This is a genomic window from Amycolatopsis decaplanina DSM 44594, from assembly GCF_000342005.1.
GTDB classification, from domain to species: Bacteria; Actinomycetota; Actinomycetes; order Mycobacteriales; family Pseudonocardiaceae; genus Amycolatopsis; species Amycolatopsis decaplanina.
This window is the reverse complement of record NZ_AOHO01000045.1, coordinates 119,664-142,733: the sequence shown is the minus strand read 5'-3', so window position 1 is coordinate 142,733 and position 23,070 is coordinate 119,664. Positions and strand designations below refer to the sequence as shown.

Sequence of the window (23,070 nt, the reverse complement as noted above, 5' to 3'; positions counted from 1 at the left end):
GCGGATGATGTCAGGCCTGCAGCTGAGCGCACTCGATGTCGCTTTCCTTTGCCTGGAAAGCGAAACGACGCCCATGCACATGGGCGCGGTGGTCACCTTCCGTCCGCACGGGCAGGTGCACGCGCGCAAGCTGACCACGCTGCTCGCCGAGCGGGCGGCACGGCTCCCCAAGTTGCGTCAGCGCCCTCGCACCGCGCTGTTCCCGCCCGGCGCCGCCATCTGGGCCGAGGACCCGGATTTCGTTGCCAGTGAACATATTTCACATCACCACCTGAGCTCGCTGTACGAACCGGACCCGCTCTCCGCCTACGCGTCGCGCTGGATGGGACGGCCACTCGACACCGGAAAACCCTTGTGGGACTTGCATCTCGTCACCGGCCTGCCGGACGGCGAGTTCGCGTTGCTGCTGAAACTGCACCACGCGCTCACCGACGGCGCCGGCGCGTACGCCGTCGCCGCGGGCCTGCTCGACGAGTTCCCTCGCCCCGCCCGGCGTGCGCACGGCGGCGCCGTGCCGCCCCCGCCTCGGTCCCCTGTGGACGCTGTCAAGTACGCCCTCGGCTCCACGCTGGCCCAGGCCGGGGAATCGGCCGGGATCGCCTCGTCGGTCGTCCGCGCGGCGCGTTCGCCACTCTCCCCGATCAGCGCGCCGCCCTCGACCGAACGACGCCTCGGCCTCGTCCGGCTGGACACCGCCGAGATCCGGCGGATCCGCCGGGCGCACGGCGGGACCGCCAACGACGTCGTGCTGGCGATCCTCAGCGGCGCGCTGCGCGAATGGATGATCAACCGCGGCCAGCGCGCCGACGACCGGACACTGCGGGCGCTCATCCCGGTCAGCGTGCGCGGGCGGTCCGCCGAGCAACTCGGCGGGAACAAGCTGTCCGGCTATCTCTGCGATCTGCCGGTCGGCCTCGATGATCCGCATGCGCGGCTCTCGGCCGTCCAGCGCGAGATGAGCCGGAACAAGGCCGCGGGCCCGGCCCGGGGCGCGGGCGCGTTCCCGCTGCTCGCCGACCGGATGCCGCCGGTGCTGCACCGGCTCGGCAGCAAGGCCGCCGGGCTGGCCGCGCCGCTGCTGTTCGACCTCGTGGTGACGACGGTGCCGGTGCCACCCAGCCGGCTCACCCTGGACGGGACGAAAGTCGCCGGTGTGTACCCGTTCGTGCCGCTGGCGCCGCGGCAGGCGGTCGGGATCGCGGTGGCGACCTACCGCGACTCGGTCCACATCGGACTGCAGGCGAACGGGGCGGCGGTCTCGGACGTGGGTTCGCTGCGGGACGGCGTGCTCAAGTCCGCGGCCCGGTTGCTCGACACCGCTTAGAGCCTCGTGAGTGGTAAGGACGGTTAGAACCGTCCTTACCACTCACGAGGCCACCACGTTCCGCCGCTCAGGTCGGCCAGTACGTGCAGGCCCCAGCGGGTATCGAGACCGTCTATGAAGGAATCAGGACACTCAACGTCCCGATTCCTTCATAGACACGAGGTGACCCCGTCCCGGACCACGATCAACGGAAGATCCGGGACACTCAACGTCCCCAACCCTCCGTTGATCAAGGCTGTGCCACCCAAACCCGGCGGCCGACACCCCGCCCACCCGCACCAGCCCCACCGCTGCACCAAGACGAGGTCAGGACCAGCAGGTAAGCGAATACCGGTTCACCAGAACCGTCCTTACCACTCACGAGGACGATCAGCCGCGCAGCATCTCCGCGACCAGGAACGCCAGCTCCAGTGACTGCTGCGTGTTCAGGCGCGGGTCGCACGCGGTCTCGTACCGGCCTGAAAGATCCAGGTCCGAGATCTCCTGCGCGCCGCCGAGGCATTCGGTGACGTCCTCGCCGGTCAGTTCGACGTGGATGCCGCCGGGGTAGGTGCCGAGCTTGCGGTGCACCTCGAAGAACCCCTGCACCTCGTCCACGATGCGGTCGAAGTGCCGGGTCTTGTAGCCCGTCGACGACTCGTGCGTGTTGCCGTGCATCGGGTCGCACTGCCAGATGACCTTGTGCCCGGACGCCTCGACCTTCTCGACGATCGCGGGCAGCACCTCGCGGACCTTGGCGTTGCCCATCCGGGCGATCAGCGTCAGACGGCCGGGCTCGTTGCGCGGGTCGAGCCGCCGGACGTACTCGACGGCCTGCTCGGGCGTGGTCGTCGGACCGATCTTGAGGCCGATCGGGTTGGCCAGCAGTTCGGCGAAGGCGATGTGCGCGCCGTCGAGCTGCCTGGTCCGCTCGCCCACCCACAGGAAGTGCGAGGACAGGTTGTACAGCTTGGGGTTCGCCGCGTCCGCGCGGTCCATCCGCAGCATGGAGCGCTCGTAGTCGAGCAGCAGGGCCTCGTGGCTGGCGAAGATCTCGGTGGACTGGAGCGAGGTGTCGGTGACGCCGCAGGCCGACATGAACCGCAGGCCGCGGTCGATCTCCGAGGCCAGCGCCTCGTAGCGCTCGCTGGCGGGCGAGGACTTCACGAAGTCCTTGTTCCAGTCGTGCACCTGGTGCAGGTCCGCCATGCCGGCGCCGGTGAGCGCGCGGACGAGGTTCATCGCGGCGCCCGCGTTGGCGTAGGCGCGGATCATCCGGCCCGGGTCGGGCACGCGAAGCTCGGGCTTGGCGACGAGCGAGTTGATGATGTCGCCGCGGTACACCGGCAGGCCGAGCGCGTCGGTGGACGCCGAACGCGGCTTCGCGTACTGGCCCGCGATCCGGCCGACCTTCACCACCGGCAGGCTCGCGCCGTAGGTGAGGACGACGGCCATCTGCAACAGGGTGCGCAGGTTGGCGCGGATGTGCGGCTCGGTGTTCGACTCGAACGTCTCCGCGCAGTCACCGCCCTGCAGCAGGAACGCCTCGCCGCGGGCGACCATGGCGAGCCGATCGGAAAGCCGGTCGATCTCGGCGGGGACGGTGATCGGCGGCACGCTCTCCAGCACGCCGCGGACGCGTTTCGTCAGCTCGGCGTCCGGCCACTCGGGCTGCTGCGCGGCGGGCCGGGAAAGCGCGTCGTCGAGCCTGTCACGCAGCTCGGGAGGCAGGGGTGGCAGTTCGGGGAGCGTGTCGACGGGAACGTCCACTGTCCAGTTCACACGCACCAGGATATGCCGCGCCGAAAGCCGCCCGCCCACCGGGACGAAAGTCCCAAATCGTGGACGGGCGGCGGAGGAGATCAGGCGGCCTGCGCCTTGTTGTAGAGGTTCTGCGCGTCCGTGCCGAAGTACGGACCGAACATGTAGCCGGGCAGGAAGTTGTAGCCGAAGCTGTTCACCGAGGCCTGGACGCCCGCGCCGGTCGCCTCGCTGAAGCCGAGGAACCAGGGGCCACCGCTCGAACCGCCGGTCATGTCGCAGTTCATCCCGTGGTCCTGGGTGAGCAGGAAGTCGGTGAAGGTGCTCCCGCTGCAGTAGATCAGCTTCGTGCCGTCATACGGTGCCGCCGCCGGATACCCGAACGTGTACATCGACTGGTTGCGCGCCTGGTTGAACGCGATCCCCTGCGCGCCGACGACGTCGGTCAGCTTCTGCCCGTTGAGCGGGTTGACCACGGCCGCGCCGATGTCGTAGTTCATGTCCTCGCTCGCTTCCCACTGCGGAGTGGTCAGCGTGCTCTTCGCGGCCCAGGTGCCATAAGGCGTGTTGCCGTTGTTGTAGCCGGGCGCGAAGGTCCAGTTGGTGTGCCAGGCACCCTGGTACTTCACGCAGTGCCCGGCGGTGATCACGACGCTGCCGTTCGCGCTGGTGACCGCGTCACCGGAGCACGAAGCGTTCCGCCCGCCCATGGTGAAGAACACCCGGCCGGCGGTCTGCCCGACCTTGCCCGCCCCCGTCCACACGCCCCCGCCGTTGGTGACGCTCTGGATGATCGTGCTCTCACCCTTCGCGACATCCTTCGGGGTGAAGGCGGGCGCCTGGACCAGCTGTTCGATCGGCACCGCCGACCGCATCCGCTCGGGCGTCCAGTAGGCCGCCACCGCCTGCGCGTCGACCGCCGCCTCATGGTGGACGGGGCCGGCGTGAGCCGGATTCGCGACCGCCGTCAGCGCCGTCACCGCCAACCCCACGAGCGCCGCCAGGATCCCCGTCCGGGAAGCCGTCCTCTTCATGGCGTACCACCTTTCGCCACCGGTGAATTGCCGTATTACTCGCACTACATTTCGAAAGTATTTGTCCTGCTACCAGGCGTACAAGCGACCGTTCGGCCGCATCCGTGGCGGTGTATGGTCCGTTCGGCCCAGCCGTCGAGTGATCCCGCTTGCCTTACGCGCGGTGAGAGCAGGCCGTGGCGTCGCCTGGTCGCGGAGATCTGCACCAGCAGGATGGTCGACGGTCCGCGGTCGGGGATCCGCACAGGCGGCTCACGGCGCTCGACCGGTCAGAACGCGCAGGGAGTGATGTGCCCGGCTTGGGTCTCGTGAGTGGTTAGGACGGTTAGAACCGTCCTAACCACTCACGAGACCCAACGCTGTCCGGACCTAGACGACCGCGAGCGGCAGCGCCGTCGGGTGCACCGGAGCGGGCAGATCCGAAGCACCGGTGAGGTAGGCGTCCACCGCGCTCGCCACCGAGCGTCCCTCGGCGATCGCCCACACGACCAGCGAGGCACCGCGGTGCGCGTCACCGCAGACGAACACGCCGGGCGAAGAGGTCTGCCAGTCAGAGCCGCACGAGAGCGTGCCGCGCTTGGTCAGCGAGAGCCCGAGCCCGTCCAGCAACGGCATGTGCTCGACGCCCTCGAACCCGATCGCGAGCAGCACGAGGTCGGCGGGCAGTTCCTCGACCTCGTCGTTGACCGGGGTCACCATGCGCTGGCCGGTCTCGGGGTCCTTGACCACGCGGACCTGACGGAGTTCGACGGCGCGCACGTCGCCCTCGTCGTCACCGATGAACCGGGTGACCGCGACGGCGAACTTGCGCTCGCCCGCCTCCTCGTGCGCCGGGTAGGTGCGCAGGATGTACGGCCAGGTGGGCCACGGCGACCGCTCGTCGTCCCTTGTGGACGGTGGCGTCGGGTACTGGTCCAGCTGTGTCACCGAAAGCGCGCCCTGCCGGGTCGCGGTGCCGTAGGAGTCGGCCCCGGTGTCACCGCCGCCGATGATGACGACGTGCTTGCCCGCCGCGTCGATCGGCGACGGGCCGTCGCCCTCGACGTACTTGTTGGCCGGGACCAGATGTTCCATCGCCAGGTGGATCCCGGACAGCTCACGTCCGGGCGTGGTCTTGTCGTCACGGCCGCGCAGCGCGCCCACGGCGAGGACCACCGCGTCGTAGCCTTCCCGCAGTTCCTCGACGGTCAGGTCGACGCCGACCTCGCAGCCGGTGACGAACTTCGTGCCCTCCTTGCGGAGTTGCGCGAGCCGCCGGTCGAGGACCTTCTTCTCCATTTTGAACTCGGGGATGCCGTACCGCAGCAGGCCGCCGAGCCGGTCGTCCCGCTCGTAGACGGTGACTTCGTGGCCGGCGCGGGTCAGCTGCTGCGCGGCGGCGAGCCCGGCGGGGCCGGAGCCGACGACCGCGACCCGCTGCCCTGACGAAACCGCCGAGACCTGCGGCTGTACGTAGCCCGCTTCCCAGGACTGGTCGGCGATCGTCTGCTCGACCCGCTTGATCGCCACCGGGCCGCCGGACAGCGGCGAGACCGACAGGACACAGCCCGCCTCGCACGGCGCGGGGCACAGCTTCCCGGTGAACTCGGGGAAGTTGTTGGTCGCGTGGAGCCGGTCGCTCGCCGCGGCCCAGTCGCCGCGGCGCACCAGGTCGTTCCACTCCGGGATCAGGTTGCCCAGCGGGCAGCCGGAACCACTGGAATGACAGAACGGGATGCCGCAGTCCATGCACCGCGACGCCTGCTTGCGCACCTGTTCGTCGCGCTCGCCGGGTTCCACGTCGGCGTAGACCTCGCCCCAGGTGGCGAGACGTTCCTCTTTGGACTTCTTCTTCGGCTCTTCACGGTCGTACTTCAGGAAACCCGTCGGATCAGCCACGAGCGGCCTCCATGATCGCTTCGTCGACGTCGCGGCCCGCGGCACGCGCCGCCTTCGCCGCGTCAAGGACACGCTGGTAGTCGCGGGGCATCACCTTGGTGAACGCCGCCGAGCGACGCGGCCAGTCGCCGAGCAGCGACGCGGCCACGGCCGAACGTGTGAGGTCGTAGTGCTTCTGCACGGTCTTCTTGAGCCAGGCCAGGTCCTCGGCCGACGGAGTCTGGAGGTTCACCATCTCCTCGTTGACCAGCTCGGGATCGAGGTCGAGCACATAGGCCTCGCCGCCGGACATACCCGCCGCGAGGTTGCGCCCGGTCGGGCCCAGCACCACGGCCTGCCCGCCGGTCATGTACTCGAAGGCGTGATCGCCGACGCCCTCGGCGACGACCACCGCGCCGGAGTTGCGCACGCAGAACCGTTCACCGACCTGGCCGCGCAGGAACATCTCGCCGCCGGTGGCGCCATAGGCGAGCGTGTTCCCGGCGATGGTCTGGCCTTCCGCGGCGAACTTCGCGTCCGGATGCGGGCGCACGATGATCCGCCCGCCCGAGAGGCCCTTGCCGACGTAGTCGTTCGCGTCGCCGACCATGTCGAGCGTGATGCCGCGCGGCAGGAACGCCCCGAGCGACTGCCCGGCGGAACCGGTCAGCAGCACGTGGATCGTGTCCTCGGGCAACCCCTCGCCGCCGTAGCGGCGGGTGATCTCGGAACCGAGCAGCGTGCCGACGGTCCGGTTCACGTTCCGCACCGGCAGTTCCAGCCGAACCGGGTGCGCGTCTTCCAGCGCCGCCTCGGCGAGCTGGATCAGCGTCCGGTCGAGCGCGTGCTCCAGGCCGTGGTCCTGTGTCCGCGTGCGTCGCTTCGCCCCGCCGTACGGGGTGTCGGCCGGCATCTCGAAGATCGGCGCGAGGTCGAGGCCGGAGGCCTTCCAGTGCTCGATCGCCTCGTCGGTGTTCAGCACCTCGGCGTGCCCGATGGCCTCGTCGAGGGTGCGGAAACCGAGTGCCGCCAACGTTTCCCGGACCTCTTCGGCGACGAACCGGAAGTAGTTGACGACGTGGTCGGCCTGGCCGGTGTACCGCTTGCGCAGGTCCGGGCTCTGGGTCGCGACGCCGACCGGGCAGGTGTCGAGGTGGCAGACGCGCATCATGACGCAGCCCTCGACGATGAGCGGCGCCGTCGCGAACCCGTACTCCTCCGCGCCGAGCAGCGCGGCGATGACGACGTCCTTGCCGGTCTTCATCGCGCCGTCGACCTGCACGGTGATCCGGTCGCGCAAACCGTTGAGCAGCAACGTCTGCTGTGTCTCGGCGAGCCCGATCTCCCACGGTGTGCCCGCGTGCTTGAGCGAGTTCATCGGGGAGGCGCCGGTGCCGCCGTCGTGGCCGGAGATCAGCACGACGTCCGCGTGCGCCTTGGACACGCCGGCCGCGACCGTACCGACGCCGAGCGAGGACACCAGCTTCACGTGGATGCGGGCGTTCTCGTTGGCGTTCTTGAGGTCGTGGATCAGCTGGGCGAGATCCTCGATCGAGTAGATGTCGTGGTGCGGCGGCGGCGAGATGAGCCCGACACCCGGTGTGGAGTGCCGCGTGCGCGCGATCCACGGGTAGACCTTGTTCGGCGGCAACTGCCCGCCCTCGCCCGGCTTCGCGCCCTGCGCCATCTTGATCTGGATGTCGTCGGCGTTGACCAGGTACTCGCTCGTGACACCGAACCGTCCGCTGGCGACCTGCTTGATCGCGCTGCGCCGTGCCGGGTCGTAGAGCCGCTCGGGGTCTTCCCCGCCCTCACCGGTGTTGGACCGGCCGCCGATGCGGTTCATCGCGATGGCGAGCGTTTCGTGCGCCTCGGCCGAAATCGAACCGTAGGACATCGCGCCGGTGTTGAAGCGTTTGAAGATCGCCTCGACGGGCTCGACCTCGTCCAGCGGGACGGGCTCGCGAGTGCCCTCGCGGAAGGAGAACAGCCCGCGGAGCGCGCCGCCCTGGCGGTACAGGCGGTGCACCTCGTCGGAGTACTTCCTGTACACCTCTTCCCGGCCGGTCTTCGTCGCGTGCTGCAACAGGAAGACGGTCTCGGGGGTGAACAGGTGCAGTTCGCCCTCACGGCGGTACGCGTACTCGCCGCCGGTCTCGAGTCCACGGTGGACGCGATCGGTCGGGTTGTCCGGGTACGCACGGCGGTGGCGCGTGGCGACCTCCTCGGCGAGCACGCTCAGCCCGACTCCGCCGAGTTTCGACGACGTCCCGGTGAAGTACTCGTCGAGCAGGTCCTGGCTCAACCCGAAGGACTCGAAGACCTGCGCCGCGGTGTACGCGCCGACGGTCGAGATGCCCATCTTCGACATGATCTTCAGGACGCCCTTCACGAGCGCCTTGACGTAGTTGCGGACCGCCGTGACGGGCTCGATGCCGGTGACCGCACCGGTCGAGATCATGTCCTCGATGGTCTCGAAGGCTAGGTACGGGTTCACCGCCGCGGCGCCGTAGCCGAGCAGCAGCGCGATGTGGTGGACCTCGCGGGCGTCGCCGGTCTCGACGACCAGCGCGACGCGGAGCCGCTCCTTGGTGCGCACCAGATGGTGGTGCACCGCGGACACCAGCAGCAGCGACGGGATCGGCGCCATGCGGTGGTCGGAGTCGCGATCGGACAGCACGAGCGTGCGCGCGCCCGCCGCGATCGCCTCGGAGGCCTCACGCCGGACCCGCTCGATCGCGGACGCCAGCGCTTCGGCGCCACCGTCCACTTCGTACAGTCCGGAAAGGACACTGCACGCGAAGCCGGGAAGGTCTCCGTCGTCGTTGATGTGGATCAGCTTGGCGAGTTCGTCGTTGTCGATCACCGGATACGGCAGCTGCACGTGGCGGCAGGAGGCCGGGCCGGGGGCGAGCAGGTTCCGCTCGGGTCCCATGATCCGGCTCATCGACGTGACGAGCTCTTCGCGGATCGCGTCCAGCGGCGGGTTGGTGACCTGCGCGAAGTTCTGCTTGAAGTAGTCGTAGAGCAGCCGGGAACGCTGCGACAGCACCGCGGGCGGGGTGTCGGAACCCATCGAGCCGATCGGCTCTGCCGCCTTGACCGCCATCGGCGCGAGGAGGATCTTCAGCTCTTCTTCGGTGTAGCCGAAGGAAAGCTGGCGCCGCAGCACGGAATCGTGGCTCTGCACGATGTGGTCGCGGTCGGGAAGGTCCGCGATCTGCAGGAGACCGGCGTGCAGCCAGCCCTCGTACGGGAGTTCCTTGGCCAGCGCCGACTTGACCTCTTCGTCGTCGACGATCCGGCCCGCTTCGGTGTCCACCAGGAACATGCGGCCGGGCTTGAGGCGGCCCTTCGCCACGACGTCCGCGGGGGCGACGTCGAGGACGCCCGCTTCACTGGCCAGCACGACACGGTCGTCCGCGGTACGCCACCAGCGGGCGGGACGCAGACCATTGCGGTCCAGCACCGCGCCGACGAGCGTGCCGTCGGTGAAGGTGACACAGGCCGGGCCGTCCCACGGCTCCATGAGGCTGGCATGGAACCGGTAGAACGCACGACGCTGTGCGTCCATCCCGGCGTGGTTCTCCCACGCTTCGGGGATCATCATCAGCACCGCGTGCGGCAGCGACCGCCCGCCGAGGTGCAGCAGCTCCAGCACCTCGTCGAAGGAAGCGGAGTCCGACGCATCGGCCGAGCAGATCGGGTACAGCCGGGTCAGGTCGCCGGGGATGAGGTCCGATTCGAGCAGCGCCTCACGGGCGCGCATGCGGTTGCGGTTGCCCCGGATGGTGTTGATCTCGCCGTTGTGCGCGACGAACCGGAACGGATGCGCCAGCGGCCACGACGGGAAGGTGTTGGTGGAGAACCGGGAGTGCACGAGCGCGATGGCGCTGGTGAGCCGGGTGTCGGTCAGGTCGGCGAAGAAGAGCGGGAGCTGCTCGGGGGTCAGCATTCCCTTGTAGACGATGGTCCGCGAGGACAGCGACGGGAAGTAGGTGCCGCAGCCCGCGATCACGCTCTCGTTCTCGACGCGCTTGCGCAAGCAGAAGGCCAGGCGGTCCAATTCGAGCCCGGCGGGACATCGCCCGTCGGTCTCGGCGCCCGCGACGAACAGCATCGCGAAATGCGGCATCACCGAACGCGCCGTCGGGCCGATGTCGGCGCGATCGGCGTCGACCGGGACCTCACGCCAGCCGAGGACGTCCAGGCCCTCTTCGCCGGCGATCCGCTCGATCAGGGCGATGGCCGTGTTCCGCTCCTCGACGTCCGAGGGCAGGAAACCGATACCGGTCGCGTAGGTCTGGTGGCCGTCGGCGTCCGCCTCGGGCAGAGTGAAGTCCACTTCCGCACGCAGCAGCTCGTCGGGGAGCTGCAGCAGGATGCCCGCGCCGTCACCGCTGGTCGGCTCCGCGCCGGCGGCACCGCGATGGTCGAGGTTCGTCAGCGCGGCCAGGCCGTCGGTGACGATGCCGTGCGAGCGCCGCCCGCGGACGTCGGCCACCATGGCCACACCGCAGGAGTCCTGTTCGGATTCGGGATCGTAAAGACCCTGTTTGCCTGGAATGGCGGAGAAGATCATGAAGGGACCTCCTTCGTCGTCTGTGCTCAGCGACCGGACGGGCCGGCCGGGGGAATGCGCACGGGACGACGATGGCCCGTTCGTTAGCGCGACTTTAACACCTGTGAAACACGTCGGCATCAGTTCGGAGGGCGCGAAAGCCCGCCGATGGGTAACGATCTGGATGCCCGGAACGACTTAGTTCCTGATGGGGTCGCGGTAGTTCGTTCCGCTAAGTATATGTCCTGTTCCGGGACGTCACGAGACACGGCAAGGCGACTCTAGTCACTCCGGGCCCGCTTCACATCCTGGGGCCCACAAGTAGAACGTGTTACAGTTCCGTGCATGATCCTGGACCGTTTCCGGCTCACCGACAAGGTCGCCGTGGTCACCGGCGCCGGACGCGGGATCGGCGCGGCGACGGCCGTGGCGCTCGCCGAGGCCGGCGCCGACGTGGTGATCTCATCCCGCACCGAAACCCAGCTCACCGAGGTGGCGGCCCAGGTCGCCGCCACCGGCAGGCGCGCCCACGTGGTCCCCGCCGATCTGAGCGACCCGGCCGCCGCGGGCGAGCTGGCGCGGATCGCGAAGGCGGAGTTCGGGCGGCTGGACCTGGTGGTCAACAACGTCGGCGGCACCTATCCCCGGCCGCTGCTGGAAACCACCGCCGACTTCCTCGAAGAAGCCTTTCGCTTCAACGTCTCCACCGCGCACGCGCTGACCGTCGCGGCGGCACCGTCCTTACTGGAGTCTGGCGGGTCGGTCGTCAACATCTCGTCGGTCATGGGCCGCGTCACCGGGCGGGGTTTCGCCGCTTACGGGACTGCGAAGGCCGCGCTGGCGCACTACACCCGGCTCGCGGCGGCCGACCTCGCGCCGAAGGTGCGGGTGAACGCGATCTCGGTCGGCTCCGTGGCGACGTCCGCGCTCGAAGTGGTGGTGGGCAACGACGAGCTGCGCGGCCGCATGGAGGCCGCCACTCCCCTGCGCCGGATCGGCGAGGCCGAGGACATCGCGGCCACCGTCGTGTTCCTCGCGTCGGGCGCGGGCCGGTACGTCACCGGCAAGATCATCGAAGTCGACGGTGGACTGCAGGCCCCGAATCTCGAACTGGGCCTGCCCGATCTGTAGGAGGCGAACGCCGTGCGCGTGGTCCAGTGGAGTACCGGGAACGTCGGCCGCCACGCGCTGGCCGGGATAACCGCGCGCCCCGACCTCGAACTCGCCGGGGTGTGGGTCTCGAGCGAGGCCAAGTCGGGCGTGGACGCCGGGGAGTTGGCCGGGCTGGGGCGACCGCTCGGGGTGTCCGCGACGACCGACGCGGACGCGCTCATCGCGTTGCAGCCGGATTGCGTGCTCTACACGGCGATGGCCGACGACCGGCTGCCCGAAGCCGTCGAGGACCTGAAACGCTTCCTGCGCGCGGGGATCAACGTGGTGTCCAGCAGCCCGGTGTTCCTCCAGTACCCCGAAGGTGTCGTCCCGCCTGAGATGATCGAGCCGATCCGGGAGGCGGCTCGCGAAGGCGGCGCTTCGCTGTGGGTCAACGGTGTCGACCCCGGCTTCGCCAACGACTGGCTGCCGCTGGTGCTCACCGGCGTGTGCGAACGGATCGACGAGGTGCGCTGCCTGGAGATCCTCGATTACTCCACGTACGACAACGGCAAGGTCCTGTTCGACATCATGGGCTTCGGCCGGGAGATGGACGACCTGCCGCTGTTGCTGCAGCCCGGTGTGCTGTCGCTGGCCTGGGGCAGCGTCGTGCGGCAGCTCGCGGCCGGCCTGGCCGTCGAACTCGATGCCGTCGAGGAGGTTTACGAACGGCTTTCGGCGCCTGAGACGTTCGAGATCGCCTCGGGAACGATCAAAGAGGGCACGGCGGCGGCGCTGCGGTTCGAGGTGCGCGGCATGCGCGGCGGACGGGCGGTGTGCGTGCTGGAGCACATCACGCGCCTGCGGGGCGACCTCGGCCCGGACTGGCCGCAGCCGACCGGGCAGGGCTGCTACCGCGTCAAGGTGACCGGGGAGCCCGACTACGAGCTGGATCTGCGCCTCGTCGGGACCGACGGCGACCACAACACGGCCGGGCTGAAGGCGACCGCGATGCGGCTGGTGAACGCGATCCCGGCGGTGGTGGCGGCTCCGCCGGGGCTGCTGACGGCGCTGGACCTGCCTTTGGTGACGGGGCGGGGTCTGGTCGCTCCCTGAAGTGCCGGGCGCCGGGGTCGGGTCGAGCGTGCTCCAGCGGCGAACACGCGTGACTGGAGACCGGACACGCGTGACTGAAGCCGGAACTCACGTGACTGGACGCCGCACTCGGATGTTCCGTGCCTGATCACGCGAGTTCCGTCTCTGATCACGCGAGATCCGTGCCTGTGCACGAGCGGAGGGGGAAGCGGAGCGCTACTTTTCGGAGTCTGGCTTCGGGTCCTCGGTCGCCTTGTCCGCGGCCGAGTCCCGGACGGTGTCCGGAGCCGCGGCGACCTCCGCGTGAGTCTCGCCCGCGGACTCAGCGGACTCGGCAGGCTCGGCGGATGAGGCGTCGTCTTCCCGCGGCACGTCCTTGCTCCACAGCGTTTCCGGCGCTTCCCGCGGCCCCCGCTTGGCGGCCAGGACGAAGTAGGCGATCGCGGCGGCGAACAACAGGATCGAGGTCCACACGTTGACCCGGAGGCCGAGGATGTGGTTCGCGGTGTCGGTCCGCATCAACTCGATCCAGAACCGGCCCGCGGTGTACCCGGCGACGTACAGCGCGAACACGCGGCCGTGGCCGAGGCGGAACTTCTTGTCCGCCCAGATGACCAGCAACGCGACACCGAGGTTCCAGATCAGCTCGTAGAGGAACGTCGGGTGCACCGGGCTGTCCGGCAGCGGGACGTGCCCGATCGCGACGCCGTTCAGGAAGTCGTCCGGGTTGGTCGGGTTGTAGCGCTGGTAGATCTCCAGCCCCCACGGCAGGTCGGTGTGCGCGCCGTAGAGCTCCTGGTTGAAGTAGTTGCCGAGCCGCCCGATCGCCTGCGCGATCACGATCCCCGGCGCGAGCGCGTCCGCCATCGCGGGCAGCGGGATCCCCCTGCGGCGGCAGGCGATCAGCGCGCCGACGGCGCCGAGCGCGATGGCGCCCCAGATCCCGAGGCCGCCGTCCCAGATCTTCAGCGCGTTGAGCGGATTCTTGCCCTCGCCGAAGTACAGCTGATTGTCGGTGATGACGTGGTACAACCGCCCGCCGACCAGGCCGAACGGCACCGCGAAGACGGCGACGTCGATGACGGTGCCCTTCGTGCCGCCGCGGTTCACCCAGCGCCGCTCGCCCAGCCAGATCGCCACGATGATGCCGGCGATGATGCAGAGCGCGTAGGCGCGGATCGGGACCGGCCCGATATGCCAGACGCCCTGGTCGGGACTGGGGATGGTCGCGAGGAACGCTGCCGAGGCGGTATTCACGTCGGCCACCGTAGCGCTTCATCCACTTCTGGGGGCCGTCAGCCCTCGACGGCGGCCAAATAGCCCGCGATCAGCGCGGACGCGACGTGCCCGACGGCGGTGTCGGGCGGCAGGAACAGTTCGTCGTGCAGGCTCGGCGCGCCCGCGGTGTCGCCGAGGCCGACGAACATCATCAGCCCGCGCGCCATCCCGCAGTAGTGCGCGAAGTCGTCGGCGCCGAACGACCGGAAATCGGTGTCCACGCCCGCCCCCGCCCGCACGAGCCGCCGGTGCGCGCGCTGGGTGAGCCCGGCGTCGTTGTGCAGCACCGGTTCACACGGGCTGATCTCCAGTTGCGCCCGGCAGCCGTGCGCCTTCGCGGTGCCGTGGACGACCTCGGCGAGCCCCTCCAGCGCGAGATCACGGTCCTCGGCGCGCATCAGCCGCAGCGAGCCGGACAGGCGGGCCTCGTTCGGCACGACGTTCGCCGTCGTCCCGGCTTCGATCCGGCCGACCGAGCAGACCGCGCCGAACACCGGGTCGACCCGGCGGCTCGCGAGCTGCTGCAGGCTCACCACGATCTGGCTGAGCGCGAGGATCGGATCCCGCAACAGATGCGGGTAGCCGGCGTGCCCGCCCTGACCGCGGACGACGACGTCGAACTCGTCGGTGGAGGCGTTGACCGGTCCCGGCACCGCCGACACCACGCCCGCCGCGAGCCGGGGCTGGACGTGCGCGCCGATGACCGCCTCGACCCCGTACTCGGCGAGCACGCCGGACTCGACGATGTCCAGCGCGCCGGACGGCGACGTCTCCTCACGCGGCTGCAAGAGCGCGAGGAGCGGCCGCGGCACCCCGACGACGGCCGCCGCGCGGCAGGTGGCGACGAGCGCGGCCATGTGCACGTCGTGCCCGCACGCGTGCATCAGCGGCGTCTCCGAAGCCCACGGCACCCCGGTGCGCTCGGTGACCGGCAGCGCGTCCAGTTCGGTGCGCAGCGCCACCGCCGGTCCCGGCCCGGTGCCGGGGAGCAGCACGGCGCGCCCGGTCTTGGCGACCCGGACCCCTTCGTCCGCGCCCAGCGCCTCGACGACGACCCGCGCGGTGTCCTCCTCGTCCCCCGACGCGCGGGGATCGGCGTGCACCCGGTGCCGCAGTTCGATCGCGAACGGCAGCTCCGCCTCGACGGCGGCCTCCCACCGGTCCTGCAGTTCGTCCAGTTCCGTCATGTCCCCTCCAGCCCGTACACCCGTTCGGCGTTGCGGTGCCCCACCAGCGCCGCTATCCGATGCGCGTCCACTTCGGACAGTACGTCCGAGGTGAGCCCCGCGTACAGGAAATCCGACAGTCCCTGCCGGAACAGCGCGGTGCCGAGGTGGTACAGCTCCGCCAGCCCGAACGCGTCCGTGGAGAACAGCAGCTTCCCGAACGGCACGATCTCCATTGTCTCCGCGATGATCGCGGGCGCACGATGACCGGCGTTGTGCGTCGCGAGTCCCACGTCGATGAACACATGCTCGAAGACCTGCGCCAGATACGCGGCGTTCCGGTGGAAGGGATAGTTGTGCAGCAGCATGATCGGCACTCCGTGTGACCGGGTGGCCCGCAGCAGCCCGGTGAGCAGCAGTGGATCGCAGCGGTGCAGGTCGACGTCGGAATCGCCGAAGCCGACGTGGAACTGGATCGGCAGGGCCAGGTCGATCCCGGTCCAGATCAGGAACCGGTGCAGCACCTGGTCCGCGAGCCGGACCGGTTCGCCCGCCTCGATCCGCGCCAGCCAGCGGCCCGCCGCTTCGGTGACTTCGGCGTCCGTCGGCCGCTCCCCCGCCAGGTCGAGGCCGACCCGGTAGGCGGCGATCGACTTGAAGCCGACCGCCGTCGTGGCGCGTTTCGCCAGTTCCCCGGCGAAGGCCGAGGCGAATCCGGCCGCGGTGGTCGATCCGATCACCGCTTCGGCGACCTGTTCGAGCCGGACGATGTCCCGCGCTCGGGCGCCGGACAAAGCCGCGAACTGCCCGGTCGTGGTCAGCGTGTCCGGCAGGAAGCCTCCGTCGAGCAGGAACTCGGTCGTGCCGGTGGCGCGGAGGAACCGCGCGTTGACCTCGGTGGCTCCCAGTTCGGCGCGACGGGCCAGATAGACCTCGGCCGGGACGTGCGGCGGCAGGTCGAGCATCGGCGCGCAGCGGGCACGGACCGCGAGCCCGATCAGGGAGTCGAACAAGGTCGTGCCCAGTGACGAGACGGTGTCGGCCTCGGTGAGCATCTGCTCGAACTCGATCCGGCCGAGGTCGCCGGTGACGACGCCGTGGCAGTGGTGATCCACCAGCCGCATCCGGGCCACGAACGGCAGGATCGGGGTTCCCGGCATGAGCGCGTCCCTTCTCGTGATCGACGAGTGCGGCCTCACCCTATGGCCGGATCCGGGCGTGGCAAGGTGCCTCGGAAGAGGCCAGGATGAGGAACCATGGTGAACCGGGAAGCACTGACCGCCCGCGCGACCGCCCTCACCGGGGAGCTCCGGTCACGGGGTGTCGAACTCGTGGCGCTGACCTTCGTGGACAACGCCGGGATCGCGCGGGTGAAGGCGGTCCCGCTGCGGAAACTGCCGTCGGCGGCCGCGTGGGGTGTCGGTGCTTCGAAATCCTTCGACTTCTTCGGCTCCGATGACGCCATCACCGATGGCGAGCATTCCCTCGGGCCGGTCGGTGACCTGCGGCTGCATCCGGACCTCGACGCACTGACCGTGCTCGCCGGGCAGCCCGGCTGGGCCTGGGCGCCGGTGACGAAACTCGACCAGGAGGGCGAGCCGCATCCGCAGGATCCGCGCGCCCTGCTGGCGAAGGCGGTGGACCGGCTCGCCGCCCGCGGTCACCGGGCGCGGATGAGCTTCGAAATCGAATGGGTGATCACCGGCGCCGACGCCCCGGACGATGCGACGTCGGCCACCGCGGGCCCGGCATACGGCTACGCGAGGCTTTCCGAGCGCGCGGACTATCTCCGCGCCCTGGTGTCCACTTTGGACCAGCAGGGGGCCGGGGTGGAGCAGATCCACCCCGAGTACGCCGACGGCCAGTTCGAACTGTCCGTCGCCGCGGCCGATCCGGTGCGCGCGGCCGACGTCGCCGTGCTGACGAAGGAAACGATCCGCGCGCTCAGCCACCGGCACGGGCTCAAGGCGTCCTTCACCCCGAAGTTCGCACCGGCAGGCGTCGGCAACGGCGGACACGTGCATCTGAGCGTCTGGGACGGCGCACGGAACCTTTTCTCCGGCGGGGAAAGGACTTTCGGGCTGACGCCGGTCGCGGAGTCGTTCAGCGCGGGCATCCTGAAGCGGCTGCCCGCGCTGCTCGCGATCGGGGCGCCGTCGGTCGTCAGCTATCTGCGGCTGGAGCCGCACCACTGGGCGGGGGTGTACACCGCGTGGGGGCTGGAGAACCGGGAGACGCCACTGCGGCTGGTGCGCGGTGTCGCCGGGAATCGTGACTCGGCGGCGAACCTCGAGGTCAAATGCTTCGACCTGACCGCGAATCCGTACCTGCTGGCGGCCGCCCTGCTGCTCGCCGGGATGGCCGGCGTCGACGAGGAGGCGTCACTGCCGGAGCCGGTGGACGTCGACCCCGGGACCTTGACCGACGAGGTGCGTGCCGCCCGCGGGATCGAGCGGCTGCCGAGGACGCTGGCGGACTCCGTCGTCGCGTTCGAAGCGGACAAGGACCTGGTGGCCGCGTTCGGCGCGCCGCTGGCGACGACGATCGTGGACGTGCGGCGGGCGGAGATCGAGCGGTTCGCGCACGCGAGCCCGGAGGAGATCACCGAAGCGCAGCGGTGGCGGCACTGACGCGTGGGCTGAAGGGAACTTTCCCCGCATCAGACGCGACGAAAGGGCCCTTCGCCGCATGCGATGCGGCGAAGGGCCCCTTCAGCCCACGTCAGATCAGGCGGGAGCGACGGTCTTCCGCACCCCCGCGGCCAGTTCGGCCGACAGCTCGCGGACCGCGTCGACGCCGCTCGCGGCGGCCGTCACCAGCGCCGAGCCGACGATGACGCCGTCCGCGAAAGAGGCGACCTGCGCCGCCTGCTCGCCGGACCGGACGCCGATGCCGACGCCGATCGGCAGCTCCGTGTGCGCGCGAGTCCGCTCGACCAGATCCTCGGCGTGCACGCCGACCTGGTCACGAGCTCCTGTCACGCCCATCACGGCGGTGGCGTACACGAAACCCGAAGCGGCCGCGACGGTCTTCGCGATCCGCTCCTCCGAGGAGGATGGCGCGACCAGGAAGATCCGGTCCAGACCATGCTGTTCGGAGGCGGCCATCCACTCGTCGGCCTCGTCCGGGATCAGGTCGGGGGTGATCATGCCGAGCCCGCCCGCGGCGGCGAGGTCCCGCGCGAAGCGGTCGACACCGTAGCGGTGCACCGGGTTCCAGTACGTCATCACGACGGCCTTGCCGCCACGCGCCGACACCGACTCGACGACCTCGAACAGGTTCTTGAGCTTGAAGCCGCCGGACAGCGCGCTCACCGAAGCGGCCTGGATGGTCGGACCGTCCATGACCGGGTCCGAGTAGGGCACGCCCACCTCGACCAGGTCGGCGCCGCCGTCGACCACCGCGGCCAGCAGGTCCTTGGACCCGTCGACCGTCGGGAAGCCCGCCGGGAGGTAACCGATCAGCGCTCCGCGTCCCTCGGCGCGGGTCTTCGCGAAGATCTCGTCCACCGCGCTCATGCGTTCTCCACCAGGCCGAAGTACTTCGCGGCGGTGTCCATGTCCTTGTCGCCACGACCGGACAGGTTCACGATGATCAGCCCCTCGGGACCGAGTTCGCGGCCGAGCACCAGCGCGCCGGCCAGCGCGTGCGCCGACTCGATCGCCGGGATGATGCCCTCGGTGCGCGAAAGCAGCTTGAACGCGTCCATCGCTTCGGCGTCGGTCACCGGCCGGTACTCGGCGCGGCCGCTGTCCTTGAGCCACGAGTGCTCCGGGCCGACGCCCGGGTAGTCGAGGCCCGCCGAGATCGAATGCGATTCGACGGTCTGGCCGTCCTCGTCCTGCAGCAGGTACGTCATCGCGCCGTGCAGGTTGCCCGGGGTGCCCTTGGTCAGCGTGGCACCGTGGCGGTTGCCCTCGATGCCCTCGCCGCCCGGCTCGAGACCGACCAGGCGGACTTCCGGATCGTCGATGAAGCCGTGGAAGATCCCGATCGCGTTGGATCCGCCGCCGACGCAGGCCGCGACGGCGTCCGGCAGTCGTCCGGCCTGCTCCAGGATCTGGGCGCGGGCCTCCTCGCCGATGATCTTGTGGAAGTTCCGCACCATCATCGGGAACGGGTACGGGCCCGCCGCGGTGCCGAACAGGTAGTGCGTGGTTTCGGCGTTGGTGACCCAGTCGCGCAGCGCCTCGTTGATCGCGTCCTTGAGCGTGCGCGAACCGGTCTTCACCGGCACGACTTCGGCGCCGAGCAGCTTCATGCGGGCGACGTTCAGCGCCTGCCGCTCGGTGTCGACCTCGCCCATGTAGACGATGCATTCCAGGTCCAGCAGCGCGCAGGCGGTGGCGGTGGCCACGCCGTGCTGCCCGGCCCCGGTCTCGGCGATGACCCGCTTCTTGCCCATCCGCTTGGTGAGCAGTGCCTGGCCGAGCACGTTGTTGATCTTGTGCGAACCGGTGTGGTTCAGATCCTCGCGCTTGAGGAAGATCCGGGCGCCGCCCGCGTGCTCACCGAAGCGCTTGGCCTCCGTGAGCAGTGACGGACGGCCCGCGTACTCACGCAGCAGGCGCCGGAACTCGTTGACGAAGTCCGGGTCGGTCCTCGCCTTGTCGTATTCCGCCGCGACCTCGTCGACGACGCCGATCAGGGCCTCGGGCATGAACCGGCCGCCGTACGGGCCGTAGTAGCCCCGGCCGTCCGGGTCGTGCTCGCCGTGCGGTGTTTCGGTGTACTCGACGCTCATCGGGACGGCCTCGGGCACGCGGGGTGCGAACCGGCGGTGACCAGCTTGACCAGCGCGCCCTTCGGGTCGCCCGAAGCGACGAGCCCTTCGCCCACGAGGACGGCGTCGGCGCCGTGACCCGCGTACGACATCAGGTCGCCGGGACCGCGGACACCGGACTCGGCGATCTTGAAGACGTCCATCGGCAGGCCGGGGGCCAGCCGCGAGAAGACGTCCCGGTCGACCTCGAGGGTGTGCAGGTTGCGGGCGTTGACGCCGATCACCTTCGCGCCGGCTTCGAGGGCCTTGTCGGCCTCTTCGGCGTTGTGGATCTCGACCAGCGCGGTCATCCCGAGGGATTCGACCCGGTCCAGCAACGCGATCAGGGCGTTCTGCTCCAGCGCCGCCACGATCAGCAGGACCATGTCCGCGCCGTGCAGCCTCGCCTCGTGGACCTGGTACGGGCTGACGATGAAGTCCTTGCGCAGCACCGGGATGTCGACCGCCGCGCGGACCGCGTCGAGGTCGGCGAGCGAACCGCCGAACCGCCGCTGCTCGGTCAGCACGCTGATCACCCTGGCGCCGCCGTCGGCGTAGTCCTTCGCCAGCGCGGCCGGATCCGGGATCTCGGCCAGATCGCCCTTGGAGGGGCTGCGCCGCTTCACCTCGGCGATGACGCCGATACCGGACTCACGCAGAGCCGCGAGCACGTCTCGAGGGGGCGCGACCTGGGTCGCGCGCTTCTTCAGTTCGTCGAACGGCAGAGCCGCCTCGCGCTCGGCGAGATCGGCGCGGACGCCGGCGACGATGTCTTCGAGCACGCTCACCGGAGTCCCTCACCGGCCGTCGTACTCACGGATTCCTTCGCAAGGTCGCTCACAAAAACCTTCCCCTTCCCGCCGAAACGATGCTAACCCCCGCACGGATCCGGCCTGGTTCCGGGTATGTCCGTTACTCCGAATGCCAACCGTGTCATCTTTGCCGCGAAAGATCCCCGAAACCCGCGAATTCCGTTGTCGTCACCGGGTGGCGGTGGGATCTTCGCCTTCGGAAAGCGCCTCCCACAGCTCGGTCTCCGGATCCTTCGCGGCCTTCTTCTTCGCCGCCGGCGCCGAGTACTTCGCGCCGAGGCGCGGCATCCGGCCCGCGCCCTTGATGGCTGCCAACCCACCCGCGGTCACGAGAATTCCCCCGAGGATGGCGAGGCCGCGGGCTCCCAGCATCTGGGCGATGGGCAAGCCGTCGGCGAATCCGCCGAGCGAGCCGCCCGCCACGCCGATCCACACCGCGGCGAGACCGGCCACGGCGAGTACCACCCCGAGCACCCGGCGTGGCCAGCCGCCGGTGGCGATCAGCCCCGCCGTGCCGGCGAGCGCCAGCAACGCGAGGGGAACCAACGCGACCGCACGCTGTGAACCGGTTTCCGTGTACAGCACGGTGCCGCGCACGCCGCCGTCGCGGAACTCCGCGAACCACACCAGCTGCGAGGAGCCCCACAGCGCGACCGCACCCAGCAACAGGCCCCCCACCGCGATCCACAGTGGACGCTTGGCCTTCTTCGCCGAGGGGGCGGCGCCTTCCGGGGCCTCAGACATGAGCGCTGTCACCCGCCGGGTCGAGTTCGTCCGCCGCGATCATCGTCTGCGCCGCCGCGACGGCGGACAGCACGGTGCGGGCCTTGTTGAGCGACTCGTTGTCCTCGTAGTCGGCCACCGAGTCCGCGACGACTCCCCCGCCCGCCTGGACGTACGCGACGCCGTCCTTCATCAGCGCGGTGCGGATCGCGATCGCCGTGTCGGCGTCCCCGGCGAAGTCGAGATAGCCGACAACGCCGCCGTAGAGCGCCCTTCGGGTCGGCTCCAGCTCCTCGATCAACTGCATCGCGCGGACCTTCGGCGCACCCGAGAGCGTCCCGGCCGGGAAACACGCGGCGACAGCGTCGAAGGCCGTCTTGTCGTCGAGGAGTTCGCCGGTGACCGTGGAGACGATGTGCATGACGTGGCTGTAGCGCTCGACGTCGAAGAAGTCGACGACGCGCACGGTGCCGGGCTTGCAGACCTTGCCGAGGTCGTTGCGGCCGAGGTCGACGAGCATCAGGTGCTCGGCACGCTCCTTCTCGTCCGCGAGCAGGTCCTTGGCCAGCTGCGCGTCCTCTTCCGGATCGGCGCCGCGCCAGCGGGTGCCCGCGATCGGATGCGTGGTCGCGCGGCCGTCCCGCACGGTGACCAGCGACTCCGGGCTGGACCCGACGATGTCGAAGCCGTCCAGGCGCAGCAGGTACATGTACGGGCTCGGATTGGAGGTGCGCAGCACGCGATAGACGTCCAGCGCGTCGGCCTGAGTCTCGATCTCGAATCGTTGCGACGGCACGATCTGGAACGCTTCGCCCGCCTTGATCGCCTCGACGGCCTTCTCGACGGCCGCGTGGAAGTCCGGCTTGGAGCGGCGGCGGGTGAATTCGGGCGCCGGACGGTCGAAGACGGCCGCCGTGGCCGGGGCCGCGACGTGCAGCTGCTTGGTCATCGCGTTCAGGCGCGCGACGGCGTCGTCGTACGCGGCGTCGACACGCTCGGCCGAGTCGTCCCAGTTGACCGCGTTGGCGATCAGCGTGACGGTGCCCTCGTGGTGGTCGAAGGCGGCCAGGTCGGTCGCCAGGAGCATGGTGAGCTCGGGGATGTCGAGGTCACGCTCGGCGAGTTCGGGGAGCCGCTCGAGCCAGCGGACGGCGTCGTAGCCGATGTAGCCGACCATGCCGCCGGTGAGCGGTGGCATGCCGGGCAGCTGCTCGGTGTGGAGCGCGGCGACGGTCTCGCGCAGCACGGTGAGCGGGTCGCCTTCGGTCGGCAGGCCGACCGGCGGGGTGCCGGTCCACACGGCCTCGCCGTCACGCACGGTCAACGCGGCGGGGCTGTCGACGCCGATGAACGACCATCGGCTCCAGGAAGCGCCGTTCTCCGCCGATTCGAACAGGAACGTCCCCGGCCGGTCGGCGGCGAGCTTGCGGTAGACCCCGATGGGGGTCTCACCGTCGGCGAGCACACGACGGACAACGGGGATGACGCGACGGCCCTCGGCGAGCGCGCGGAACTCGTCGCGCGAAGGGCTGACCGAGCCGAGCCCCGACGGGCTGGCGTTTGCGGCGCTGACCATGTCGCTCATTGTGCTGCAACGGCCGGACGGGCGGGGACGGGGGATGAATT

At 69.9% G+C, this 23,070-nt stretch carries 16 protein-coding genes; 4 read left to right on the top strand and 12 right to left on the bottom strand.

All coding sequences use genetic code 11. The features are described from left to right. The first annotated feature begins 4 nt into the window (after positions 1-4). A complete protein-coding gene (locus H074_RS10345) occupies positions 5-1,324 on the top strand; it encodes a wax ester/triacylglycerol synthase family O-acyltransferase (RefSeq protein WP_007029973.1) in 1,320 nt (439 codons plus the stop codon). A 369-nt stretch (positions 1,325-1,693) separates the two neighbouring features. Here H074_RS10345 and H074_RS10340 read toward each other — a convergent pair whose 3' ends face one another. The 4 genes from H074_RS10340 to gltB form a co-directional block, all read right to left on the bottom strand. Beyond that, on the bottom strand, positions 1,694-3,085 hold the full coding sequence (locus tag H074_RS10340; protein WP_007029972.1) for a class II 3-deoxy-7-phosphoheptulonate synthase: 1,392 nt from the start codon (positions 3,083-3,085) through the stop codon (positions 1,694-1,696). An 80-nt stretch (positions 3,086-3,165) separates the two neighbouring features. Further along, positions 3,166-4,098 (bottom strand): trypsin-like serine peptidase, encoded by a 933-nt coding sequence (locus H074_RS10335; RefSeq protein ID WP_007029971.1) that lies wholly within the window; start codon positions 4,096-4,098, stop codon positions 3,166-3,168. 369 nt (positions 4,099-4,467) lie between these two features. After that, positions 4,468-5,976, bottom strand: coding sequence for a glutamate synthase subunit beta (locus tag H074_RS10330; protein ID WP_007029970.1), 1,509 nt, complete (start codon positions 5,974-5,976; stop codon positions 4,468-4,470). Next, positions 5,969-10,537, bottom strand: a complete 4,569-nt coding sequence (gltB, locus tag H074_RS10325; RefSeq protein ID WP_007029969.1) for a glutamate synthase large subunit — start codon at positions 10,535-10,537, stop codon at positions 5,969-5,971. The genes H074_RS10330 and gltB overlap by 8 nt, the downstream gene beginning before the upstream one ends. A gap of 324 nt (positions 10,538-10,861) precedes the next feature. Between gltB and H074_RS10320 the strand changes: the two genes are divergently transcribed. Next, entirely contained in the window at positions 10,862-11,647 is a 786-nt protein-coding gene (locus H074_RS10320) for an SDR family oxidoreductase (protein ID WP_007029968.1), read from the top strand. A gap of 12 nt (positions 11,648-11,659) precedes the next feature. Then, entirely contained in the window at positions 11,660-12,724 is a 1,065-nt protein-coding gene (locus H074_RS10315; protein WP_007029967.1) for an NAD(P)H-dependent amine dehydrogenase family protein, read from the top strand. Between the two features lie 195 nt (positions 12,725-12,919). On the opposite strand, the gene lgt is transcribed toward H074_RS10315, so the two are convergent. From lgt to H074_RS10300, 3 genes are read right to left on the bottom strand one after another with little or no spacing between them, the layout of a single operon-like run. Continuing rightward, a complete protein-coding gene (gene lgt, locus H074_RS10310) occupies positions 12,920-13,969 on the bottom strand; it encodes a prolipoprotein diacylglyceryl transferase (RefSeq protein WP_007029966.1) in 1,050 nt (349 codons plus the stop codon). 29 nt (positions 13,970-13,998) lie between these two features. Further along, on the bottom strand, positions 13,999-15,168 hold the full coding sequence (locus tag H074_RS10305; protein ID WP_007029965.1) for a M20 metallopeptidase family protein: 1,170 nt from the start codon (positions 15,166-15,168) through the stop codon (positions 13,999-14,001). Further along, positions 15,165-16,307 (bottom strand): amidohydrolase family protein, encoded by a 1,143-nt coding sequence (locus tag H074_RS10300; RefSeq protein ID WP_007029964.1) that lies wholly within the window; start codon positions 16,305-16,307, stop codon positions 15,165-15,167. Before H074_RS10300 ends, H074_RS10305 begins: the two co-directional genes overlap by 4 nt. A gap of 96 nt (positions 16,308-16,403) precedes the next feature. Here H074_RS10300 and H074_RS10295 point away from each other — a divergent pair, with 96 nt between their 5' ends. Further along, positions 16,404-17,777, top strand: a complete 1,374-nt coding sequence (locus tag H074_RS10295; RefSeq protein ID WP_007029963.1) for a glutamine synthetase family protein — start codon at positions 16,404-16,406, stop codon at positions 17,775-17,777. A 96-nt stretch (positions 17,778-17,873) separates the two neighbouring features. Here H074_RS10295 and trpA read toward each other — a convergent pair whose 3' ends face one another. The 5 genes from trpA to H074_RS10270 form a co-directional block, all read right to left on the bottom strand. Beyond that, the gene (trpA, locus tag H074_RS10290; RefSeq protein WP_007029962.1) at positions 17,874-18,665 is read right to left on the bottom strand and encodes a tryptophan synthase subunit alpha; all 792 of its coding nucleotides are present in this window, start codon (positions 18,663-18,665) and stop codon (positions 17,874-17,876) included. Continuing rightward, a complete protein-coding gene (gene trpB, locus H074_RS10285; protein ID WP_085940923.1) occupies positions 18,662-19,891 on the bottom strand; it encodes a tryptophan synthase subunit beta in 1,230 nt (409 codons plus the stop codon). Before trpB ends, trpA begins: the two co-directional genes overlap by 4 nt. Further along, complete coding sequence (trpC, locus tag H074_RS10280; RefSeq protein ID WP_005155232.1) at positions 19,888-20,697, bottom strand: indole-3-glycerol phosphate synthase TrpC; 810 nt, start codon at positions 20,695-20,697, stop codon at positions 19,888-19,890. The genes trpB and trpC overlap by 4 nt, the downstream gene beginning before the upstream one ends. Before the next feature lie 192 nt (positions 20,698-20,889). Then, a complete protein-coding gene (locus H074_RS10275; RefSeq protein WP_007029960.1) occupies positions 20,890-21,465 on the bottom strand; it encodes a Trp biosynthesis-associated membrane protein in 576 nt (191 codons plus the stop codon). Then, positions 21,458-23,020 (bottom strand): anthranilate synthase component I, encoded by a 1,563-nt coding sequence (locus H074_RS10270; RefSeq protein WP_007029959.1) that lies wholly within the window; start codon positions 23,018-23,020, stop codon positions 21,458-21,460. Before H074_RS10270 ends, H074_RS10275 begins: the two co-directional genes overlap by 8 nt. Positions 23,021-23,070: the final 50 nt, after the last annotated feature.